The organism is Janibacter sp. GXQ6167, assembly GCF_041365945.1.
Classification (GTDB): domain Bacteria; phylum Actinomycetota; class Actinomycetes; order Actinomycetales; family Dermatophilaceae; genus JBGFSK01.
This window is the reverse complement of record NZ_JBGFSK010000004.1, coordinates 208,417-228,913: the sequence shown is the minus strand read 5'-3', so window position 1 is coordinate 228,913 and position 20,497 is coordinate 208,417. Positions and strand designations below refer to the sequence as shown.

22 protein-coding genes are annotated in these 20,497 nt (G+C 68.5%); 5 read left to right on the top strand and 17 right to left on the bottom strand.

Features of this window, described 5'->3' with window-relative positions; all coding sequences use genetic code 11:
- Positions 1–5: 5 nt before the first annotated feature.
- On the bottom strand, positions 6–458 hold the full coding sequence (arfB, locus tag AB8K43_RS07920; RefSeq protein ID WP_370893186.1) for an alternative ribosome rescue aminoacyl-tRNA hydrolase ArfB: 453 nt from the start codon (positions 456–458) through the stop codon (positions 6–8).
- 54 nt (positions 459–512) lie between these two features.
- Here arfB and AB8K43_RS07915 point away from each other — a divergent pair, with 54 nt between their 5' ends.
- Both AB8K43_RS07915 and ppk2 read left to right on the top strand, forming a co-directional pair.
- Positions 513–1,022, top strand: coding sequence for an acyl-CoA thioesterase (locus tag AB8K43_RS07915; protein ID WP_370893184.1), 510 nt, complete (start codon positions 513–515; stop codon positions 1,020–1,022).
- Positions 1,023–1,081: 59 nt separating this feature from the next.
- Positions 1,082–1,933 (top strand): polyphosphate kinase 2, encoded by an 852-nt coding sequence (ppk2, locus tag AB8K43_RS07910; protein ID WP_370893182.1) that lies wholly within the window; start codon positions 1,082–1,084, stop codon positions 1,931–1,933.
- Positions 1,934–2,284: 351 nt separating this feature from the next.
- On the opposite strand, the gene AB8K43_RS07905 is transcribed toward ppk2, so the two are convergent.
- From AB8K43_RS07905 to AB8K43_RS07885, 5 genes are all read right to left on the bottom strand, one after another.
- Positions 2,285–3,484 carry an MFS transporter gene (locus tag AB8K43_RS07905; protein ID WP_370893180.1) on the bottom strand — a complete coding sequence of 400 codons (1,200 nt, stop codon included), beginning with the start codon at positions 3,482–3,484 and terminating at the stop codon, positions 2,285–2,287.
- 247 nt (positions 3,485–3,731) lie between these two features.
- The gene (locus tag AB8K43_RS07900; RefSeq protein ID WP_370893178.1) at positions 3,732–4,517 is read right to left on the bottom strand and encodes a GNAT family N-acetyltransferase; all 786 of its coding nucleotides are present in this window, start codon (positions 4,515–4,517) and stop codon (positions 3,732–3,734) included.
- A 15-nt stretch (positions 4,518–4,532) separates the two neighbouring features.
- Complete coding sequence (locus AB8K43_RS07895) at positions 4,533–5,057, bottom strand: glycine cleavage system protein R (protein ID WP_370893176.1); 525 nt, start codon at positions 5,055–5,057, stop codon at positions 4,533–4,535.
- A 34-nt stretch (positions 5,058–5,091) separates the two neighbouring features.
- On the bottom strand, positions 5,092–5,433 hold the full coding sequence (locus AB8K43_RS07890; RefSeq protein WP_370893174.1) for a single-stranded DNA-binding protein: 342 nt from the start codon (positions 5,431–5,433) through the stop codon (positions 5,092–5,094).
- Between the two features lie 95 nt (positions 5,434–5,528).
- A complete protein-coding gene (locus AB8K43_RS07885; protein WP_370893172.1) occupies positions 5,529–6,854 on the bottom strand; it encodes an MFS transporter in 1,326 nt (441 codons plus the stop codon).
- 323 nt (positions 6,855–7,177) lie between these two features.
- Here AB8K43_RS07885 and AB8K43_RS07880 point away from each other — a divergent pair, with 323 nt between their 5' ends.
- Positions 7,178–7,534: an RNA polymerase-binding protein RbpA gene (locus tag AB8K43_RS07880; protein WP_370893170.1), complete on the top strand. Its 357-nt coding sequence runs from the start codon at positions 7,178–7,180 to the stop codon at positions 7,532–7,534.
- Positions 7,535–7,621: 87 nt separating this feature from the next.
- Here the strand turns inward: AB8K43_RS07880 and AB8K43_RS07875 are convergent, their stop codons facing one another.
- From AB8K43_RS07875 to AB8K43_RS07860, 4 genes are read right to left on the bottom strand one after another with little or no spacing between them, the layout of a single operon-like run.
- Positions 7,622–8,179, bottom strand: a complete 558-nt coding sequence (locus AB8K43_RS07875; protein WP_370893168.1) for an FxsA family protein — start codon at positions 8,177–8,179, stop codon at positions 7,622–7,624.
- Entirely contained in the window at positions 8,176–8,952 is a 777-nt protein-coding gene (locus AB8K43_RS07870) for a polyprenol monophosphomannose synthase (RefSeq protein ID WP_370893166.1), read from the bottom strand. The genes AB8K43_RS07875 and AB8K43_RS07870 overlap by 4 nt, the downstream gene beginning before the upstream one ends.
- A gap of 9 nt (positions 8,953–8,961) precedes the next feature.
- Positions 8,962–10,587: an apolipoprotein N-acyltransferase gene (gene lnt, locus AB8K43_RS07865; protein WP_370893164.1), complete on the bottom strand. Its 1,626-nt coding sequence runs from the start codon at positions 10,585–10,587 to the stop codon at positions 8,962–8,964.
- On the bottom strand, positions 10,578–11,000 hold the full coding sequence (locus AB8K43_RS07860; RefSeq protein ID WP_370893162.1) for an Lrp/AsnC family transcriptional regulator: 423 nt from the start codon (positions 10,998–11,000) through the stop codon (positions 10,578–10,580). The genes lnt and AB8K43_RS07860 overlap by 10 nt, the downstream gene beginning before the upstream one ends.
- 42 nt (positions 11,001–11,042) lie before the next feature.
- Here AB8K43_RS07860 and AB8K43_RS07855 point away from each other — a divergent pair, with 42 nt between their 5' ends.
- Entirely contained in the window at positions 11,043–11,972 is a 930-nt protein-coding gene (locus AB8K43_RS07855; RefSeq protein ID WP_370893160.1) for a 5'-3' exonuclease H3TH domain-containing protein, read from the top strand.
- Here AB8K43_RS07855 and AB8K43_RS07850 read toward each other — a convergent pair.
- The 5 genes from AB8K43_RS07850 to AB8K43_RS07830 all read right to left on the bottom strand — a co-directional run bounded on the left by AB8K43_RS07850 (position 11,969) and on the right by AB8K43_RS07830 (position 17,832).
- Positions 11,969–14,683, bottom strand: coding sequence for a DEAD/DEAH box helicase (locus AB8K43_RS07850; RefSeq protein ID WP_370893159.1), 2,715 nt, complete (start codon positions 14,681–14,683; stop codon positions 11,969–11,971). The two genes, AB8K43_RS07855 and AB8K43_RS07850, sit on opposite strands and share 4 nt — an antisense overlap.
- Positions 14,680–15,450 carry a twin-arginine translocase subunit TatC gene (tatC, locus tag AB8K43_RS07845; RefSeq protein WP_370893157.1) on the bottom strand — a complete coding sequence of 257 codons (771 nt, stop codon included), beginning with the start codon at positions 15,448–15,450 and terminating at the stop codon, positions 14,680–14,682. The genes AB8K43_RS07850 and tatC overlap by 4 nt, the downstream gene beginning before the upstream one ends.
- 62 nt (positions 15,451–15,512) lie before the next feature.
- Positions 15,513–15,800, bottom strand: a complete 288-nt coding sequence (gene tatA, locus AB8K43_RS07840) for a Sec-independent protein translocase subunit TatA (protein ID WP_370893156.1) — start codon at positions 15,798–15,800, stop codon at positions 15,513–15,515.
- 68 nt (positions 15,801–15,868) lie between these two features.
- Positions 15,869–16,840, bottom strand: a complete 972-nt coding sequence (locus AB8K43_RS07835) for a helix-turn-helix transcriptional regulator (protein WP_370893154.1) — start codon at positions 16,838–16,840, stop codon at positions 15,869–15,871.
- Entirely contained in the window at positions 16,837–17,832 is a 996-nt protein-coding gene (locus AB8K43_RS07830) for a helix-turn-helix transcriptional regulator (RefSeq protein ID WP_370893152.1), read from the bottom strand. Before AB8K43_RS07830 ends, AB8K43_RS07835 begins: the two co-directional genes overlap by 4 nt.
- A gap of 81 nt (positions 17,833–17,913) precedes the next feature.
- Here AB8K43_RS07830 and AB8K43_RS07825 point away from each other — a divergent pair, with 81 nt between their 5' ends.
- Positions 17,914–19,020 (top strand): DUF3866 family protein, encoded by a 1,107-nt coding sequence (locus AB8K43_RS07825; RefSeq protein ID WP_370893151.1) that lies wholly within the window; start codon positions 17,914–17,916, stop codon positions 19,018–19,020.
- Here the strand turns inward: AB8K43_RS07825 and AB8K43_RS07820 are convergent.
- Complete coding sequence (locus tag AB8K43_RS07820; RefSeq protein ID WP_370893149.1) at positions 19,017–19,403, bottom strand: FKBP-type peptidyl-prolyl cis-trans isomerase; 387 nt, start codon at positions 19,401–19,403, stop codon at positions 19,017–19,019. The genes AB8K43_RS07825 and AB8K43_RS07820 overlap by 4 nt on opposite strands.
- Before the next feature lie 49 nt (positions 19,404–19,452).
- Positions 19,453–20,421: an FKBP-type peptidyl-prolyl cis-trans isomerase gene (locus tag AB8K43_RS07815; protein WP_370893147.1), complete on the bottom strand. Its 969-nt coding sequence runs from the start codon at positions 20,419–20,421 to the stop codon at positions 19,453–19,455.
- Positions 20,422–20,497: the final 76 nt, after the last annotated feature.

Below are 20,497 nucleotides of genomic sequence, written 5' to 3'. Positions count from 1 at the left end.
CGATGTTAGTCAGTTGTCTCGCCGCGCGGTCGCGAACGCTCCCGCTTGGTCTGCGCCCGGCGCTTCTTGGCATCGAGACGGCGCAGTTGCGACCCTCGGGTGCGCTTCGTCGGGCGGCGTCGTGGGGGAGGGGGAGCGAGGGCCTCTCGGATCGCCTCGGCGAGGCGCTCGCGGGCGGCGGTTCGGTTGCGCCGCTGCGACCGGTGCTCGGAGGCATCGATCGTCAGGGTGGTACCGATCAGGCGGGGACGAAGGGCGGCGAGCGCCCGCTCGCGTTGGGTGTCGGTCAGGGCGGTTGTCGCGGCGAGATCGAGCGAGAGCTGGACGCGCGAATCGGTCGTGTTGACGCCCTGCCCGCCGGGGCCGGAGGCGCGCGAGAAGCGCTCGGTGAGGTCGGAGGCGGGGATCGTGAGGCCGGTCGGGATCCCCGGACCCGGTGGCACTCGCACATCGCTCACCGGCCTATTCTCCCTTCCAGTAATCGAAACCGCATGCCAAGGAGACACCACCTGATGACCCACCAGAGCCCCGAGACCGCGACTCCGTCCGAAACCAGCGTGACGCTCGCGCACATCATGGGCGGCAACGACACCAACCTCATGGGGACCGTGCACGGTGGGATCATCATGAAGCTCGTCGACGACGCCGCGGGGGTGATCGCGGCGCGCTACACGAGCGGGCCAGCGGTCACCGCGTCGATGGACGAGATGCTCTTCCTCGCGCCTGTGCGCGTCGGTGACGTCGTGACCGTCAAGGCTCAGGTGAACTGGGCCGGGCGAACCTCGCTGGAGGTGGGCGCACGCGTCGAGACGACCCGGTGGGATGGCCTGAGCGCCCCGGTGCACGTCGCCTCGGCGTACCTCGTGATGGTCGCTGTCGACACCGAGGGGGTGCCCCGCGCCGTCCGCGATCTCGTCCCCGAGACCCCGACCGATCGGCGGCGCTTCAAGGAGGCGACGATCCGCCGCGAAAACCGGCTGGCCCGACGCGAGGCGATCAAGGCGTCCCGCCAGGACGGCTGAGGCGTGATCGGCGCCTCCGCTTCGCGCCCGGCGTGGCCGGGGGAGTAGATTCCGGAGCCATGGGCAAGGGCAAGAAGCACGGGTCAGGCGGCCATAAGAAGCTCGCATCCGGTTTGGAAAAACTTCCGAAAGAGGCGTACGAGAAGGAACTCGAGCGACTCCAAGCCGACCTGGTCGAGATGCAGGCCTGGCTAAACCGCACCGGCAACCGTCTCGTCGTCGTGTGCGAAGGGCGGGACGCGGCCGGTAAGGGTTCGGCGATCAAGCGGGTCATGCAGTACCTCAACCCGCGCTCGGCGCGCGTGGTCGCCCTTCCGGCGCCCTCGGAGCGCAACAAGACCCAGTGGTACTTCCAGCGCTATATCGAGCACCTGCCCGCCGCGGGGGAGATGGTGATCTTCGACCGCTCCTGGTACAACCGCGCTGGGGTTGAGCGGGTCATGCGCTTTTGCACCACCGATGAGTACCGCCGCTTCTTGCACCAGGCACCGATCTTCGAGCGGCTCCTCGTGGAGGACGGGATCATGCTGCGCAAGTACTGGTTCTCGGTCTCCGATGAGGAGCAGGAGCGACGCTTTAAGTCCCGCGCCGGCGACTCGATGCGCCGGTGGAAGCTCTCGCCGATGGACCTGCAGTCGATCACCCGGTGGGAGGACTACAGCCGCGCCAAGGACGAGATGTTCGTCCACACCGACATTCCCGAGGCGCGCTGGTACACGGTCGAGTCCGAGGACAAGAAGCGCTCGCGGATCAACATGATCTCGCACCTGCTCTCGACCGTCCCGTGGGAAAAGCTCGACCCGCCGGAGATCGAGATCCCGAAGCGTCCGGCGGCGATGAACTACGCGCGCCCGCCGCGCGATGAGTTCAAGTACGTCCCGGACGTCGCCTCGAAGCTGCTGGGGGACTAGGGGAGCTTTTTGCGATCCGTGCTGGATACCCACTGAGGGGACCAGGGCGGGGCGCAGACCTTCGGGTCTTTGAGTTAATCGGACATAATGTAGATTATCGGCGTTAAACCAACGGGAGTTGCAACAGATGCAGGAACTCCCGTGCAGCGACAACTTCGACGTTTGCGCTGGGCCCGTGCCGATCATCGCGGACGCGCTTGGTTATCACCCCGCGACCATTGAGCGCCATGCGGTCGGCTCCGCCAGCGTGTACGCGCAATACGTCGCGACCCGGCGCGAAACGCAATGAGCCGAGCGACCAGGTGTCTTCTGCTGCAACTAGCGACCAGTGGCAGAGTCGTGCGGGTCACTTCAGCGCGAGGGCGGCCCTGGGCGGTGGGCCATGGTGGCCGCGAGGGCGAGCAGGGCTGCTGAGCCGGCGATCGCTGCGGCGAGGGTGACGGGTGCTGTGGGGCGGTTTGTGGCCGCGAGCAGACCTGCCAGGGCTGTGCCTCCAGACCCGCCGAGGTTGGCCATGGTGGTCACCCAGGTACTGGCTTCGGTGCGCGCCGAGGGCTTGACGGCTCGGTCGGCTGCCTCGTAGGTGATAACCCACAAGGGTGAGCCTGCGGCACCGGCGAGCAGGAGCGCGATCAGTGCCCAGCTGTCCAGGTCCACGAGTGTTGAGATGGCGACGAGGACTGCCCAGCTCCCCAGCAGTGCGATGACGGATCTCTTGGCTGGCCCCATGACCCGTGCGCGTCCCCAGAGCAGTCCACCGGCGACAGCCCCGACCCCGATGACGGTCTCGGTCACCGCGGCCAGCGAGGGCTGATGAAGACTGTCGGCGCGGGCCGCCACTCCGGTGAACAGCAGCGCGCTGGCTCCTCCGAAGGTCGCCATGAGGCCGAGCGCGGGCCACAGGCGTGGTTGTCGTAGAACTCGAGCCGCGACGCCCGCCTCAGCCTCCGGGAGCGTCCCTTGGACCGGGGACCAGGCTAGACCGAACGACCCGACGAGAATGAGCGCGGGGACGACGAGCAGGCCGTGCTTGGCGTGCCCAAGGGCAAGCAGGAGTCCGGCGACGGCGGGTCCCAGCAGCCACAGCACTTCTTCGGTCACTGCATCGAGCGCGTACGCAGTCCGGGTTGACGCGGGGGCCAGCGCACGCCACTGGGCGCGCATCGCTGGACCCAGAGGTGGTGCCAGCAACCCCTGGGCGACGGCGACCGTCCACCATGCTGCGGGGCTGGTGACCTCGGCTGCCGCCATCCCGGTTGCGGCAACCAAGGCCAGTGCCACGCCGACTCCGAACGGGACTAGTACGCGACGCTGGCCGTGCCGGTCGATCAGCCGGGACTTGACCGGCATCGACAGTGAGGTCAGAGCCACCAGGGACATGGCCGTCGCCGCGACGGCGAATGAGCCAGACGCCTGGCGGACAGTGAAGAGGAAGAGCAGCGGCAGCATCGCGTACGCGCTCCGACCTAGCGAGGACAGCACATACGTGCGTCGCGTGGTCGAGGAGGCGAGAAGCTGGCGATAACTGCCGACACCAGAGGTGCCGGTCATGGGAGGACTCCGCATCAGAACAAGCCCACAGTCAGCAGCGGGCAACGGCTCAGGGACACAAGCGCCGAAGGTCAGCGCCCGTGCGGCCTAGTGCGGAGATGCGGTCATGGCCCCAAAGTAGCGCAGCACCGTGATCACGGTCTTACTCAACTCGGCAGAAGCGTGAAGTCGCGACGGCGTCGATGTGGGCCACTCCCGTCTCATGAACTCCCGTTCCTGCCAGTTTCTCGAGCTGGCCGGATAGGGCTTAGATCGTGAGGACGTACGGCGTGGTCGTCGAGATGCAGACCAGCCCGGCGCGCTCCAGGATCGGGCGCGAGCGCTCCGTCGACTCACTGTGGATCAAGGTCTTGCCGAGGTCGAGCGCGGCCCGGGCCCGCGCCGCGGTCAGCGCACGATAGATGCCTCGTCCGCGCCATGGCGCCAGCGTCGCGCCACCCCAGATCCCCGCGACATCGCTCCCGTCCACCGGCTCCAGGCGGCCCGCGCTCACGATCTCGCCCTCGGCCTCGGCGACCCACACCTGCAGCGGATCTCCCCCGGCGAGCCGCCGAGTGATTTCACCGACCATCCGGTCGGCCAAGTGCGAGCCGAACACCTCGTCCTGCATGACCGCCATCGCGCGAATCGTCGGTTCATCGAGGACCTGGCGCACCGTCACTCCGGGGACGTCCGGAGCGCCCGCGAGACCTCGCGCCTCGCCCAGCATGATCGACTCCGGTGCCTCAGGGACAAACCCCGCGGCGGCGAGGGCGTCGCCGAGCCCCGGGGCCACATCGTGGCCGCGCGTCTTCCACTCGACCTCGACGAACCGCGGGTCCGATCGGTAATGCCGCGCCGCGCCCCGAACCCACGCCGCGATCTGGTCGGCGTCAGCTCCGTCGAGATCGCGATAGGTGACAAACCCGCGCCCGCCCTCGTACCTCGCGAGGTGAAGGGGGCCAAGCCGCCGGACAGATTCCGCCGAGGCGGTCTCGGCGACGGTGCGGAGCTGCGCGTCGTAGGCCGCCAGCAGGTGTTCGGGTGAGGTCATGTGGCGGTTGAGTGCTCAGTCGTCTTCGGCACCGAGCGAGAGGTCGACCATCAGTTCATCGGCGAGGGCCTCGAGCGCGTCCTGGATGGCCTGGTCGGAGACGCCGCCCGGTACTCGCAGGTGCAAGGTGGCCTGGAAGAGTCCCCCTCCATCCCAGGGTGTCGCCGAGGTTGATGTGGTCATCTCATCGATGGTGACGTCGATGTCGGCCAGCGCGGAGGACACGACGGCCACGATGCCCGAGCGATCCTGCCCGACGAGGTGGGCTGTGAGCGTGCGCCCGGTAGGCGCAGGGCGCTCGTCGCCGGGCTTGATCACCAGTTCCAGATCGACGCTGGCGCAGGCGCTGCGCAGGGCGCTCTCGAAGTGGCTCAGGCGATCAGCGGGGAGGTCGACCAGGACGACGCCCGCGAACTGGCCGGCGAGGTGCGCGAGGCGGCTGTCGAGCCAGTTGCCCTCATGCTCGGCGACCACTTGAGCCACCGCGGACACCAGGCCCGGTCGGTCCGGGCCGATCACCGTCAACGCGACATTCGTCATGGGCCTAAGGGTAGGGCTGCGGTGATCGCGACGGCTATGGCGCTCGACGGATCGCGCGCGCCTCCACTTCGTATCGACTCGCCGCTCCCCCGCCGGCGCGGAAGAACCGGCGATGGAGCAGCCCGGTCACCTCCACGCGCTGATCGGTCTGCAAACTCAGGGCCCGCTTGCGCGCGGCAGGCGTCCAACAGGCGATATCGATGGTGTCGACCTGCGCGCGCTCCTCCCCCTTCCTCTTCGACCGGCGCACGATGAGTCGCCAGGTGACGAGTTGATCGCCACTAGGGAGCTCTCGGGTCTGCGGTTCGGCGGCGACTCGCCCGACGAGCCGCACCTCGTTGATATCGGTCTCGGACTGCTCCACATCCACGCTCATGGATTCATCGTGCGCCGCACCCTCGTCGGCCGGGGCCAGGTGACCCGCGTCTGTGGACGAGTGCCCGTAAGCAGCAGGGCCCGGTGGATAAGGCCCTACGAGAAGGAGTGCTCGGTGTGCTCCTTGACCGGGATCATGACGGCGAGGCCCGCCGTGAGGACCAGGGCGATGCCGAGGATCCCCCAGTACTGGGTGTTGTCCTGGCCCGTCACCCACTCACCGATCACGATGAAGGCGGCGAAGGCCGCGGGCGAGAGGAAAGACACGACCCGGCCGGTCGTCGCGTAGAGACCGAAAATCTCGCCATTCTTCCCCTCCGGGATGACCCGCGCGAGAAAGCTGCGCGAGGCGGCCTGGGCCGGACCGACGAAGGCAGTCATCGCCAGGCCGAGGGTCCAAAAGACGCTCTTGCCGCCGCTGTGGAGGACGAAGATCGCAAGGCCCAAGACGACGAGCGCCCCGAGCGAGATCATGATCACCCGCTTCGGGCCGAGCCAGTCGTCGAGCACCCCAAAGGCCATCGTCGACAGGCCCGCGAGGATGTTCGCGACCGCGCCGAAGATGATCACTTCGCCAGCGCTGAGCTTGAACGTCCCGGCGGCGAGGACCGCACCGAAGGCGAAGACCCCCGCGAGGCCATCGCGAAACAGCGCCGACGCCATCAGGAAGAACACCGTGTGGCGCGAGGTCTGCCAGAGGCCCCGGATTGAGGCCCACACCAACTGGTAGGACCGCACGATCCCGACCGCAGGGGCTGGCGGTCGCGGCTTGTCCTTCAACACCAGGAAGGCCGGGATGGTGAAGATCATCGTCCACGCGCCGCAGAGGATCATCGTGAGCCGGATGCCATCGGAGTCGATATCGGCGCTGAAGATCGCGACCATGAGCAGCAGCACGAGGATGCCGCCGAGGTAGCCCATCCCCCACCCGAAGCCCGAGACCCGCCCAACGGTCTGCTGGTTCGCGACCTGATCGATCGTGGCGTTGTAGTTGACGCCCGCAATCTCGGAGATGATCGACCCCACCCCGAGCAGGATCAGCCCAAGCCACAGGTAGGCCGGTTCGGGCTTGACGAAGTAAAGGGACGCAGAGAGCGCCGCGAGCGCCCAGGTCTGGATGCGCAGGTTGCGCACGGTTCGTCCCGACCGGTCGGAGTTCTGTCCAAGGACCGGAGCGAGCAGAGCCACGAAGAGCCCGGCGATGGCGGTCGCGATCGCGAGCCGCTTGCTCGTGTAGTTCTCCGAGCCGAAGGCCGAACTGGTGAGGTACACCGAAAAGACGAAGGTGGTGATCACCGTATTGAAGGGCTGGGTGCCCCAGTCCCACATGGACCAGGCGAGCACGCGGCGCTTCGAACTCGGCGGGGCCTGGTCGAGTGCGGTCGGTCCCGATAGGTCAGGGGCCGGCGGAGTTGTCGTCACGGGAGCAGACGCTATCCACTCTTGCTCGCCGTGTCAGGGCTTTGCCCGACGGGGAGTGTCGGGGTCCTGATCCCCCTTCGGCCAAGTGGCGGGGGCGAAGGGAGGTGCGCTACCCTGCTATGTCCGCTTACGCCGCCCGCTCCCCCAATGTCGTGGGGACGGCAACGTCAGCACCGGGCATGAAGCGGGCGGGGGAAACGCACGTCCACCACGCCGGAACACCCGGCGCCCGATCGACGTTGACTAGATGTGGTTCCGGTCAGCAGGGGACGCGGAACGCTAGAGACGACACGACGGTCCTTTTCGACCCGCAGGGAGTAGTTATGGCAGAGCGCACGTTGCGCGGCACGCGCATGGTCTCGTTCAGCATGGAGACGACCGAAAACGTCGTCCCGAGCGAGCGACAGATCACCACTTATGTCTGTGACCAGGGGCACCGCACCGAGCTCCCGTTCTCGGTCGAGGCCGACATCCCGTCCACCTGGGAGTGCCGCTGCGGTCTGCTCGGCAAGCTGCTCGATGGCCCCGAGCCGGAGCCGAAGAAGGTCAAGCCGGTCCGCACCCACTGGGACATGCTGCTCGAGCGCCGCTCGGTCCCCGAGTTGGAGGAGTTGCTCGAAGAGCGCCTCACCCTGCTGCGCGAGCGTCGCGGCGAGAAGCCGCGCAAGCGCTCGGCCTGAGCACGACGACGAAGGGGGTGGACGACCAGTTGGTCGTCCACCCCCTTCGTCATGCGCGATACCGGTCGACCGGCGTCCGCTGCGGTGCTACCGGTCGTCGACGATCTCGCCTTCGATGACATCGTCACTGGGCGCGTTCGGCGGCGCCGGCTCCGACGGGGTCCACCCGAGGTTGGTCTCCGTGGTCCGGGTGGTGCGGGTCGTGCGCGTGGTCGACACGCCCACCACTCCCCCGAGCAGACGTCGGGCGACGATCGCTTCGAGGAGGCGCCTGGTGATCGGGCGGGTGATCGGCAGGATGAGGAAGAAGCCGACGATGTCGGTGACGAATCCCGGGGTGAGGAGCAGCACGCCGCCGATCAGCACGAGCGCGGCGTCGGCGAGTTCACGGCTCGGCATCCGACCGGACTGAAGGGCGCCAGCGAGAGCGCCCCACGCGCGGCCCCCTTCGTGCTTGAGGATCCATGCCCCGAAGGCGGACTCCACGATCAGCAGGATCACGGTCGGCCAGGTACCGATCACCCTGCCGACACCGATGATCACCGCGATCTCGATGATCGGGACGATGAGCAGCGCGAGAGCGAAGAGGCCAAGGACCCGCCGCGCACCGAACCGGCGCGGGGTGGGCTGAGGGGGGATGCTCACAGCCGGTGCCAGCGGGGCTCGCGCCGGGCGAGCTGGCCCAGTTGATGCCGGCGATAGGTGATGCCCCACCCGGTGATCCGCTTCATCGACTCCGAGACGACGTCTCCATCCATCTTGGAGTCACCGATTTCGCGCTCGATGAAGGTGATCGGGACCTCCTTGACCGTCATCCCGGCCCGCACGGTGCGCACGGTGAGATCGGTCTGGAAGACATAGCCGGCGCTTTCAACCTGGTCGAGGCCGATCTGGCGCAAGGTCTCCGCGCGGTAGACGCGGTACCCGGCGGTGGCGTCGTTGACGGGCATCCCGAGGATCATCTTGATGTAGATATTGCCGCCCAGCGACAGAGCCTTGCGGCTGAGCGGCCAGTTGACGACCTTCCCCCCGCGGACATAGCGCGAGCCGATCACGAGGTCGGCGTCGCGGGCAGCCTCCAGCATCGCCGGGAGGTGCTCCGGGCGGTGCGAGCCGTCGGCGTCCATCTCGACCATCGCGTCGTAGCCGTGCTCGAGGCCATACGCGAACCCGGCGAGATATGCGGCGCCTAACCCCTCCTTGCCCGCGCGGTGTACGACGTGGATCTGCGAGTCGGCGGCGGCGAGGTCGTCGGCGACCTGACCCGTGCCGTCTGGAGAGTTGTCGTCGAGGACCACGATGTCGGCGCTCGGCACGGCGGCGCGTACGCGCTCGACGATGAGCGGAAGGTTCTCGCGCTCGTTGTAGGTCGGAATGAGTACGGCGACCCGCTCGATCGGTGGTCGAGTCTGAGACAACGGGCGTCCTTAGTTCGTCGGGGCCGATGCGCGACCGGCCGGTGTCTTGACCGCCCAGGATACCGGGCGGCGCCTCCACGATCGCCGAGCCACCAGTGCGAGAAGCCCGAGTGTGGCGACGATCTCCACCCACGGCCCAAGCCGATCAGATGGCGAGAGCGGGGCCCGCGCTTGGACCGTCCCGACGACCTGCTCGGCAGTGAAGAGTCCGGTGAGGGGCGTGTGCGTCCCATCCGGTCCAATGAGTCCGGAGACGCCGACCGTCGAGACGTGGGCGACGGAGCGGCCGTGCTCGATGGCCCGAATCCGAGAGATCGCAAATTGCTGGGTGGATTCAGCGGTGTACCCGAAGGTGGCGTTGTTGGTCTGGACGATCAGCACACTCGGCAGGTCGCCAGCGGCCCGCGTCGAATCGCGCATCAGCCCGTCGTAGGCGACCTCGAAGCAGATCGTGGGGATCGCCGCCCACTCTCCGTTAGGCGAGCCGAGGCGATAGGAGACGGGGTGATCCCCCTTCGCAAAACCCGCTCGCACGAGGTCGACCTTCTGCGAAAACATGCGGTAGAAGTCGCGGTGCGGTACGTACTCCGCGAAGGGGACCGGGTGCTGCTTGATGTAGCGCTCCGGGGTCGTATCACCTGGCTCGCGGTAGAGTAGGCTCGCGTTGGACACCTCGGGCAGTGGCTCGTCGAGGACGGCCCCGATGAGCAGCGGCGCGGGGACGGCGCGCAGCGCACGCTGGACCTGTTCGGCGGCATCAGGGTTGCGCAGGGGGTCGATGTCCGAAGAGTTCTCCGGCCAGACGACAAGGTCGACGTCCTCCCCCTTCTCCCCCACGAGTTCGGAGCCGACGACGTGGTTGTCGAGGACTTTGCGGCGCTCGGCGTTGAAGTCCAGACCGGCGCGCGGCACGTTGCCTTGCACCATCGCGATCCGCACGTCCGGCCCGTCGGAGGGAAGGGGGATCAGCCGCGCGGTGACGATGACGGCGGCCCCGACGGCGAGGATCGCAAGACCCCGCCGCAGCGTGCCGATCGGGAGGATCAGCAGCAAGGCACCCAGCGCGGCGACCGCCGCGGTGACCAGCGGCGCTCCGCCGAGGAAGGCATAGCGGGCGAGGCCACTGTCGGCTTGGCTAAAGGCGAGGCGCGCCCAGGGGAACCCCCCATAGGGCCAGCTGCCGCGGACGAGTTCCTGCAACACCCAGCCCGCCGGGATGACGGCAGCCGCGAGGAGCACCCGGCCCGCGCGGATCCACGGACGCTGAGCCCAGCAGATGAGCGCCCCCATCGCCGCGACGTAGAGGGCCTGCACGACGGCGAGGGCAAGCCAGGGGAACGCGCCGACATAGATCCCGGTCCAGTTAAGGACCGGCACGAAGCAGCCGAGCCCGGTGAGGAAGCCCAGCCCCGCGCCAGCGAGCGGCCGAGCGCCCCAGAGCGCCAGGGCCGACAGCGCCACGCCGATCGGAGCGGTCGGCAGATTGTGGTCGGGGAAGGCGAGCCAGAGCGCCAGTCCCCCGGCCACCGCGAGAGCGGCACGCGCCCACCAGGTGAGGTGGCCGAAGAGGTGCTCGCGGGCTTGGTCGGGCGAGGTGCTCGGGGCCTCGCGCGCCTCGGTCGTGCCTACTCCCATGGGGTGGAGAGGACGACCGTGGTCTTGGTCGAGACCCCGGCGTTCGCGCGGAGCACCCCGAGGAGGTCCTCGAGCGCGTTGGGGGTCGCGACGCGGACCTTCAGCAGATAGTTCTCATCGCCGGCGACCGAGTAACAGGCCTCGACCTCAGAGACTTCGTGTAAGCGCTCGGGGATGTCGTCGGGGGCGCGGTGGTCGAGCGGGGTCACGGCGACGAAGGCTGTGAGGGACCGGCCGAGCGCTTCGTGATTGACCAGGGCGGTGTACCCCGTGATCACGCCGCGTTCTTCGAGCCGTCGGACCCGCTGGTGGACCGCCGAGGTCGAGAGTCCGACCGCCTTGCCCAGGTCCGTATAGCTCATGCGCCCGTCCTGGCGCAGGAGCTGGACGATGCGACGATCAGCGTCTTCCATGCCGCCCACTGTAAGCGTGGCTGCCCCCTAGGCTTGGCTTCCATGCCCTCGCTGCTGCTGCTGGACTCCGCATCGTTGTACTTTCGTGCCTTCTACGGGGTGCCGCCGCGGGCGTCCTCCCCCGCCGGCATTCCGACGAATGCCTTGGCCGGCTTCCTCGACATGGTCGCCACGCTGGTCACCCGCCACCGGCCTACCCACTTCGCCGCGTGTTGGGATGACGATTGGCGGCCCCAGTGGCGGGTCGACGCGGTCCCGTCGTACAAGACCCATCGCGTCGCTGAGGACCCGGCGGAGGGTGAAGAGGTCCCGGACGAGCTCTCGCCGCAGGTCCCCGTGATCGCGCGGACTCTCGAAGCGTTGGGCCTTGCTCGGGTCGGCTCGCCGGGTTATGAGGCCGATGATGTGATCGGCACCCTCGCCGACCACTACCGCGAGTCGATGCCGGTCGGGGTCGTGACCGGCGACCGCGACCTCTTCCAGTTGGTCAATGACGCAATCGGTCCGGTGCGGGTCCTCTACACCGCGAAGGGCGGAGTGCGAGACCCCGATGTCATCGATCAAGGCGCTCTGGAACAGCGATACGGGGTCCCGACCGGTGATGCCTATGCCGATATGGCCGTCCTGCGGGGCGATCCCAGCGATGGTCTGCCCGGCGTGCCCGGCATCGGCGAAAAGACTGCCGCCGCGCTGCTCGCGACCTACGGCGACCTGGCGGGCATCCGGGCCGCGATCGCTTCCGGTGACCCGGCGCTGAAGGGGGCGCGCCGCAAACGCCTCGAAGAGGCGAGCGCCTGGTTGGACGCCGCGCCCGCCGTCGTGCGGGTTGCCCGCGATGTACCAGTCACCGACATCGATCTGACCTTGCCGTCGGCGCCCGCCGATCCAGCGGCGCTGGACGTGCTCGCGCGCGACCACGGCATCCAGGGCCCGATGATGCGCCTGCGCGACGCCCTCTGGCCCGGACGCTAGTCCAGGCGGTCGGCGGCGACCACGCCGCGCATCACGCTGTCGCCGGCGCGGCGGGCGGTGGTGCGCAGGTGCGGGTTGGGCGCCGCATCGGCGATCTGCCCGAGGAGGTCCACGACCTGCTTGCAGCGCCGCACGAAATCGCCGGCAGTGAGGTCGGAGTCGCGCAGGACCTCTTCGAGCCGGCGCCCACTCGCCCAGCGGTGCACCGCCCAGGCGATGCCGGCGTCGGGCTCACCCGTAAGCGGCAAGCCCTGGGATTCTTCGAGGTCCTCGAGCGCGCTCCAGCGCTCGAGCATCAGGGCCCACGCGTCGGCGACCTCGGTGGTCGGGAGGCGCGGCTCGGGGGTGTCATCGCGCCGCGGCTGGTGGATCAGCATGGAGACCACGGCGGCGAGTTCGGCCGGGTCGAGTCGGTCCCAGTCCCCCGCCCGCAGGCACTGCGCCGCGAGCAGATCCTTTTCGGTATAGAGCCGACGCAGCCGGGCCCCGTCCTCGCTCACCTCGTCATCGGGTAGCAGATAGCCGAGGTCCTCAAGGACGGTGCAGATGCGCTCGAAGGTCTTCGCGACCGAACCGGTCTGTCGGTCGACCGTGCGCTGCAGGGCCGCGGTCTCGCGCTTCAGCTTCCACCACCGCGCCGACCACCGGGCGTGCTCCTCGCGGTCCGGGCAGGCATGGCAGGGGTGTGCCTTCAGTCGTTGGCGCAGCTCGACGAGGCGCTGGTCCTCCCCCTTCGCCGTGACCTTGGCGTGCTTGCGGACCGACGGCGCGCCCTCGTCGGGGGCCTTGATCCGCAGGGTGGTCGCGAGATCGGCACGGGACTTCGCCGACTTGGGGTTGAAGTGCTTCGGCACCGGGAGTTTGCCGAAGGGGGTGAGCGGCTCGCGGACCTCGTCGGGAGTAAGGCGCCGGACCTGCTTGTGCTCGGTCAGCACGACCGGCGCGCTCAGTTGGCCCTTGTAGGTGCGCGCGGGCGCAACAACGACGGCGAGGCCGGACTTGCGACCGCCGGCGAGGCGCACGATGTCGCCGATCCGCAGCTCTTCGAGCGAGACGGCGACCTCGGCGCGGCGGTTCGCCGAGCGGCGACGCGCGCCCTCCTTCTCGATCTGGGTGATCTGGTGGCGGATCGCGGCGTACTCGCGGAAGTCCCCGAGCTCGCAATGCATCGCCTCGGCGTAGGCCTCGAGCGACTCCTCTTGGTCGCGGATCCGAGTCGCGATGCTCACCACCGAGCGGTCCGCTTGGAACTGGGCGAAGGAGGTTTCGAGGACCTCACGCGCGGTCTCGCGGCCGACCTGCGCGACCAAGTTGACCGCCATGTTGTAGGTCGGCCTAAAGGACGAATGAAGGGGGTAGGTGCGCGTCGAGGCGAGGCCTGCGACCGCCGCTGGGTCCAGCCCGCGCGACCACACGACGAGGGCGTGCCCCTCGATGTCGATCCCGCGCCGTCCCGCCCGACCGGTCAGCTGGGTGTACTCGGCCGGGGTGATCTCGACATGGCTCTCACCGTTGAACTTGACCAACTTCTCCAGCACGACAGTGCGCGCGGGCATGTTGATGCCAAGGGCCAGGGTTTCGGTCGCGAAGACCGCCTGGATCTCGCCGCGGGTGAAGAGTTCCTCGACGATCTCGCGGAAGGTCGGGAGCATCCCGGCGTGGTGGGGCGCGTAGCCGCGGGTGATCCCTTCGACCAACTGGTGGTAGCCGAGCACGTCGAGGTCGCCCTCGTCGAGCGACGCCACGCGCTCCTCGACCAGGCGCCGGTTGCGGCGGCCGTCGGCGTCGGAGATCAGGCGCACGTCGTTGGCGATCAGTTGCCCGACCGCGGCCTCGCAGCCGGCCCGGCTGAAGATGAAGGTGATCGCGGGCAGCAACCCGTCGCGCTCGAGCTCGCGGATTACCTCGGTCCGCGATGCTGCTCCGCCAAAGCGTCCACCGCCGCGTTGGCCGCGACCGCGTCCACGGTCATCGCGGCCCCGCCGCCCGCGCCGGTCGCGTGGATCGTCGCCCATCCCCCGCACCTGCTGGCGGATGGCCTCGACGAGGTGCGGATCGACCCGAGGGGTCCCGCCGTCGAGGCTGCTCTCGGCGAAGAGGTCGTAGAGCCGCCGCCCCACCTGCATGTGCTGCCAGAGCGGGACCGGGCGTTCCTCCGAGAGCACAATCTCGGTCCCACCGCGCACCTCGTCGAGCCAGGCGCCGAACTCCTCGGCATTGCTGACGGTCGCCGAGAGGGCGATCAGCTGCACCGAGCGCGGAAGGTGGATGATCACCTCTTCCCAGACCGCGCCCCGGAAGCGGTCGGCGAGGTAATGAACCTCATCCATCACGACGAAGGCGAGTCCGTCGAGCGTGGTCGAGCCGGCGTAGATCATGTTGCGTAGGACCTCGGTCGTCATCACGACGACCGGAGCCTCGCCGTTGACCGAGACATCTCCGGTCAGCAGGCCCACCTGGTCGCTGCCGTGGCGAGCGACGAGGTCGTGGTACTTCTGATTCGACAACGCCTTGATGGGCGTGGTGTAGAAGGCCTTTTGACCGCGCTGGAGCGCGAGGTCGACGGCGAACTCCCCGACGATGGTCTTCCCCGCGCCAGTCGGGGCGGCGACGAGGACGCCCCGACCCGCTTCGACGGCCGCGCAGCCGTCTACTTGGAAGGGGTCGAGATCGAAGTCGAGGGTGGCGGCGAAGCGGGCGAGTTCGCTCACAGCGTCGACGCCTGATCCTCGGGGGTTTTGAGCCAGTCCGGTTGGTTGTCCGCGCGGCGCTTGTCGTTCAGCATCGCTAGCCCGACAGCGCCGAAGTACAGCACGACGAGTGGCCCGGCCATGAGGAACATCGTGAAGGGGTCCGGTGTCGGGGTGATGATCGCGGCGGCGATGAAGATCATCAGCACCGCTGGTCGCCAGCCCTTGAGCAGCGTGCGGCCGGGGAGCATGCCGATCGCGTTCAGACCCATCAGGAAGACCGGGAGCAGCCACGCCGCGCCGAAGGCGAACATGAAGCGGGTGACGAAGGTGAAGTAGGCACTCCCCTGCTGGATGTTCGACCCCTCGGGTGGGGTAAATCCATAGAGGATGATCAGGGCCTTGGGGAGGGTGAGGTAGGCCATGGTGACACCGGCGAGGAAGAGCGGGATCACGGCCGCGACGACCGCGAGGGAGGTGCGCTTCTCGCGCTTGGTGAGGCCGGGCGCGATGAACGCCCAGATCTGGTAGAGCCAGATCGGGCTGGCGAGGATGAGGCCGCTGAAGATGGACAAGTTGATCATCACCGAGAACGCCGCCGTGGCGTTATCGAAGTTCAGTGAGATCAGGGCGCCCGGGTTCTGCCGTTCGTAGGTGTGGAAGGGCGCCGCCAGCTTGTCGTAGATCTCGTTGCGGTAGATCCAGCCGACCACCGCGCCGACGACGATGGCGCCAGCGCTGATCATCAGGCGACGACGAAACTCAAGGAGGTGCTCCTTCAGGGGCATCCTCCCCTCGGGATCCTTGGGGGTGCGTCGCCGTAGCATCGAGGTCGCGAAGGGGGGAAGACCTAGGCCTTCGGACCGTTATCGGTCTTCGGGGAGCCGTCGTCGATCATCGCGCTACCGGTCGTGGTCTCGCCGGGGGCAGCGGTGTTCGGGCCGACGGACCTCTCCGCCTCCCGCTTGGCCTTGGCCTCCTCCCGAGCGCGGTCCTCCTCCTGCATCTCGTTCACCTCGGCCTTAAAGACACGGGCGGATTTGCCCAGGCTGCGCGCGGCGTCGGGCAGTTTCTTGAAGCCAAAGAGGAGCAGGATGACGAGGGCGATGACGATAATTTCGCCGGGGCCTGGAGCCATGAGACGAGCCTTTCGGGAGTCCGGGTTCTCAAGTAACGAGTGTACGTGCCTGATCCGTTGGCGGCGTCCTAGCCAGGCTGCTCGCTCTGGTAGAGGCTAAGGGCGGCTTGTGCGCGCTCGGCGACTGCGGCAATAGCCTCAGGTGGGGCGAGGATTTGGGCCTGATCGCCGAGGCCCACGATGAGCCGAGCGAGCCAATCAAGATCGCTCGCCGGGAGCGTCACGACGAGGTCGTCCCCCTCTTCGCGGCTATCGGTCACCGGGTAGTAGTCGGCGACCCAGCGCGCTCCGGGCGCGAGGCGCACGACGGCGTGGACGTCCTGATCGGAGCCCTGGTAGAGACCAGCGCTGAGATCCCGTGCGACCGCCTCGGCCGGTGGGGTTCCAGGGACATCGAGCACCTCGACCTCTTCGATCCGGTCGGTCCGGAACAACCGGACATCCTGCGCGCGGTGACACCACCCCTCGAGATACCAGTGCCCGTCGTAGGCGACGACCCGCATGGGGTCGACATCGCGCTCAGTCCGTTCGTCGCGGCTGGAGACCAGGTAGGTGAGGTGCACCCGGCGCGAGCGGGTCACAGCATCGCGCAGCGCCGCGAGGACCTCCCCGTCGACGGACCCATCGGGCGCGACGACCACGCGTTCGACCCCGGCGAGCCCCGCCGTGGCGGCATCGAGCTTGGCGAGGGCAGAGTCGATGGCCGGGGAATCCAAGCCGGGCGTCGCGGCGAGCGCGCGCAGCCCCACGATCAACGTGATCGCCTCGTCCAGGCCGAGCCGCAGGGGCCGCTCGATCGTCTCGGCATTGGCGATGCTGACCTTGCCGTGCTCATAGGACGTCTCGATCATCTCGTCCGGCATCGTCCCGTGCCCGACGAGCAGGAGCAGGTCGAGGTCCTTCTTCAACTGCGCCTCATCGATCCCGAGCCCACGAGCGGCTTCGGGGAGGGAAATCCCCTGCCGCCGGACCAGCCACGGGACCATGGTGAGCAGGCGCTGCATGCGAGCGGTTGCCGACTCCGGGGGCGTACGCGTCATCGGGCGTTCTCCTCATGGACCCGCAGGCTCGCCGACAATCGGCTCACCAACGCTTCGACGAGCTCGGGCGGGGCGAGGGCCTTGACGTCTCCCCCGTAACTCGCGAGTTCTCCCGCGAAGGCGTCGAGATCGCCGACCTCGACCGCGATCCGTTCCCACCCTTCCCCGGCGGGCTCGGGATCGCTTAGTGCCCGCCGCCGAAGGGCGAATCCCGCCCCCATCCGGACCTGCACCTCAGCGTGGTGGGTCGCGGCATCATCGGGGAAGGCGGTGCTGATCGCCGCGCGCGGGTCGTGATCGACCGGAGGGGTGACGGCCCCTGCCCGCCCGCGGGCCGTGACCGCGGACGAGATCCGAGAGAGCCGGTAGACGCGTTCGGCCGCCCGGTCGAGGTCGTATCCGGTGAGGTACCACCGGCCCCGCCAGGACAGCAGCCGCCAGGGCTCGACCCGCCGGGTCGTCGAGGAGGTGCTCCCCGATCGCTGGTAATCGAAGGTGACGGCGCGTCCGGCGAGCACCGCATCCTTCAAGGCGGCGAAGGCCGGTTCGGTGCCGCCGAAGCGTGGCTGCAGCGCGACGAAGGGGTCCTCGGTCCCGAGATCTTCGGAGGTGAGCTTTTGCCAGGCGGTCGCCGCGGGGGTCGCGAGCGATTCGTGCTGCCAGGCGCGGCTGGCAAGGCCAATGACCGCGAGTTCGTCCGGGGCAAAGTTCAGGTCCGGCAGCGCGTAATCGCGCTGGTCGATCCGGTATCCGTCCTCATCGTCGAAGAAGGGGTCGATCGGTTCGGTCACGATGGGGATGTTCAGGGCCCGCAACTCGTCCTTGTCCCGCTCGAACATCCGGTCGAAGGCCTCGTCGGACGCCGTGACCGCGTATCCCGGCACCGACCGGCGAATCTTGGCCTTGGCAAGCGGGCGTCGAGTCGAGAGCAGCAACATGGTGAGGTTCATCAGCCGCTCGGTCTTCTCCTCGGGCGACCGCGACGCACTCATCGTGACTCCAATCGCTGGTGAAGGGGGGGATCGGCTTGCCCGAGCGACGCTACTACGAGCGAGCGTGGCATATTGCGGCACATGATCCATTGGCGCGCCGGGACCGTCATCGACGTGGGGCGCTCCTCGCCGGGCGCGCAGGAGTGCTCGGTCCAACCCGACGGCGAGACCGATACCCGCTGGTCCGCCCTGGCCCTGACCGACCTGGTCGGCGCACCCCGGCCGGGCGATCGGGTCCTGCTCAATGTGTCGGCGCTGCGCAAGGGGCTCGGGACCGGCGGCCAGGCGCTCATCGTGGCCCGGCCCGACGCACTCCCCAGCGATCCGCCGGCCGACGCCCCGGGGCACATCATGAAGGCTCGGTACACCCCCCTTCAGACGATGGTGTGCGCTCTCGAGGAGCAGGAGTCCCCCTTCCACGAGGCCCTGCGGACCGACCCCAAGGTGGTCGCCGGCGACCTCGACGGCACCCCGGTCATCGTGGCCGAACTTCACTCGGCGCTCCCGGCGATCCTTGCCGGGATCCGCGCCGAGCGCCCGGACACCCGCGTCGCCTATGTGATGACCGACAGCGGCGCGCTGCCGATGGCCTACTCCCGCACCGTCGCCGGACTCGTCGAGGGCGGGTGGCTCGACCTTACGGTGAGCGCCGAGCAGTCCTTTGGGGGGCAGTACGAGGCAATCACCGTCCACTCGGCCCTGCTGGCCGCGTGCTGGGTGCTGGACGCCGAGATCATCGTCGTCGCCCAGGGACCCGGGAACGCCGGCTCGTCGACCGCATGGGGCTACTCGGGGCTCTCCAGTGGCGAGGCGCTCAATGCCGTTCACACCCTGCGCGGCCGGGCGATCGCCGCCCTTCGCGTCTCCGGAGCCGACCCCCGAGCGCGCCACCGCGGCCTCTCTCACCACGCTGACACAGCGCTCGGCCGAGTCGTGCTGGGCTCGGCCGATGTGGTGATCGCCGACCTCCCCGGTGATTTCGGTGCCCTCGTGCGCGATCAGGCGCAGGCCCTGGTCGCCGAAGCGACCGGGAACCTGCGCCTGATCGAGGTGCCGTCAGCGGGCCTGCGTGAGGCCCTGGCGGCGAGCCCAGTGCCGCTCGGGACGATGGGCCGCGGCGTCGAGATCGACGACGCTCCCTTCGTCACCGCGGCGGCAGCGGGCCGGTATGCGGCGGGTCTGCTCTAGCCGACGCTCACGAGGTCGACGACGAAGATCAGCGTCTCGCCGCCCTTGATGACCGCGCCGGCGCCGCGATCGCCGTAGCCGAGGTGCGGCGGGATCACGATCTTGCGCCGTCCCCCTTCACGCATCCCGAGCAGGCCGGTGTCCCAACCCTGGATGACCTGGCCGACGCCGACGGTGAAGCCGAGCGGAGCGCCGCGGTTCCAGGAGGCATCGAACTCCTCGCCGGTCGACCAGGCGACCCCGACGTAGTGAGCCTCGATCCGCGAGCCGGGGGTGGCTTCCGCGCCGTCACCGACCGTGATGTCCTCGACGACGAGTTCGGCGGGCGGGTTGTCTCCGGGGAAATCGATCTCCGGCTTGGTGGTGTTCGGGTCGAAGGCCATGAATCTCTCCTTAGCGGTTCTTGGGGCGAAGGGGGTGAAGCGGTGCGCCTCAGGCGGTCCCGAGGATGTCGATCACGAAGACGAGGGTGTCAGTCCCCTTGATGCCGCCCTGGGGCTGACCTTGCTTACCGTAACCATCCTTCGGCGGGACGACGGCGATGACCCGGCTGCCGACCTTCTGACCGATCAGACCCTCAGACCAGCCCTTGATCACCTCGTTGCTGCCAGCGGTGAAGGCAAACGGGCCGCGCCCTTCCTGCAAGCTGGAGTCGAAGACCTCGCCGTTGCGCCACAGAGCGCCGGTGTAGTTCACGTAGACGACATCACCCTTGGCGACCTTCTTCCCCTCGCCGGTGATGAGCGGCTTGACGGTGAGCTTGGTCGGCGCCTTGACCCCCTTCGGGATCGTGATCTTCGCCGGAGCGTCGGCGTTGTAGGTCACCTTCGGCAGCTTGGGGTCGGCCTTGGCGGCCTTGCCCTTGGCCTCGCTGGGGAAGACCGAGCGCACCGAGTAGACGAGGATCAGGTTGTCGGTCGCGCCGACACCGAACTGGGGCTGGCCCTGCTCCCCGAAGGCATCGGCCGGCGGGATGATGGCGAAGCCTTCCTGCCCCTGCTTGGCGCCCTTTAAGGACTTCGCAAAGCCCGGGAGGGTGTTCTTATCGCCCAGGGGTACGGGGACCGGCTTGGACGAGTAGGTCTCGGAGTCCTTGATCGCCTTGCCGTCCTTGCCGTTGAACATGGCGAGGTCGACGGTGATGATGCTCTGGTCGCTGGCGGCGGATCCCGAGCCCTCCTTGACCACCTTGCTCGCGGTCGTCTCGGCGGTCACGGGCGCGTCCTTGACGGCGACCGTCGGCGCCTTCTTGTCCTTGTTGAAGGTGACCTTGACCTGGTCGGTCGCGCCCTGGGCGGCGGAGTCGCTCGTCGGGTCCGAGTCGGCATCGGAACTGCAGGCAGTCAGGAAGAGCGCGCTGGCGGTCATGGCCGCGACGAGCGCGCCGGTAGTGCGTCGCACAGGGGTTACCTCGAGATCGAAGGGGGAAATGTTCGCCCACCACACTAACCCGGCCGACCTGAGGAGGTGCTGGGAA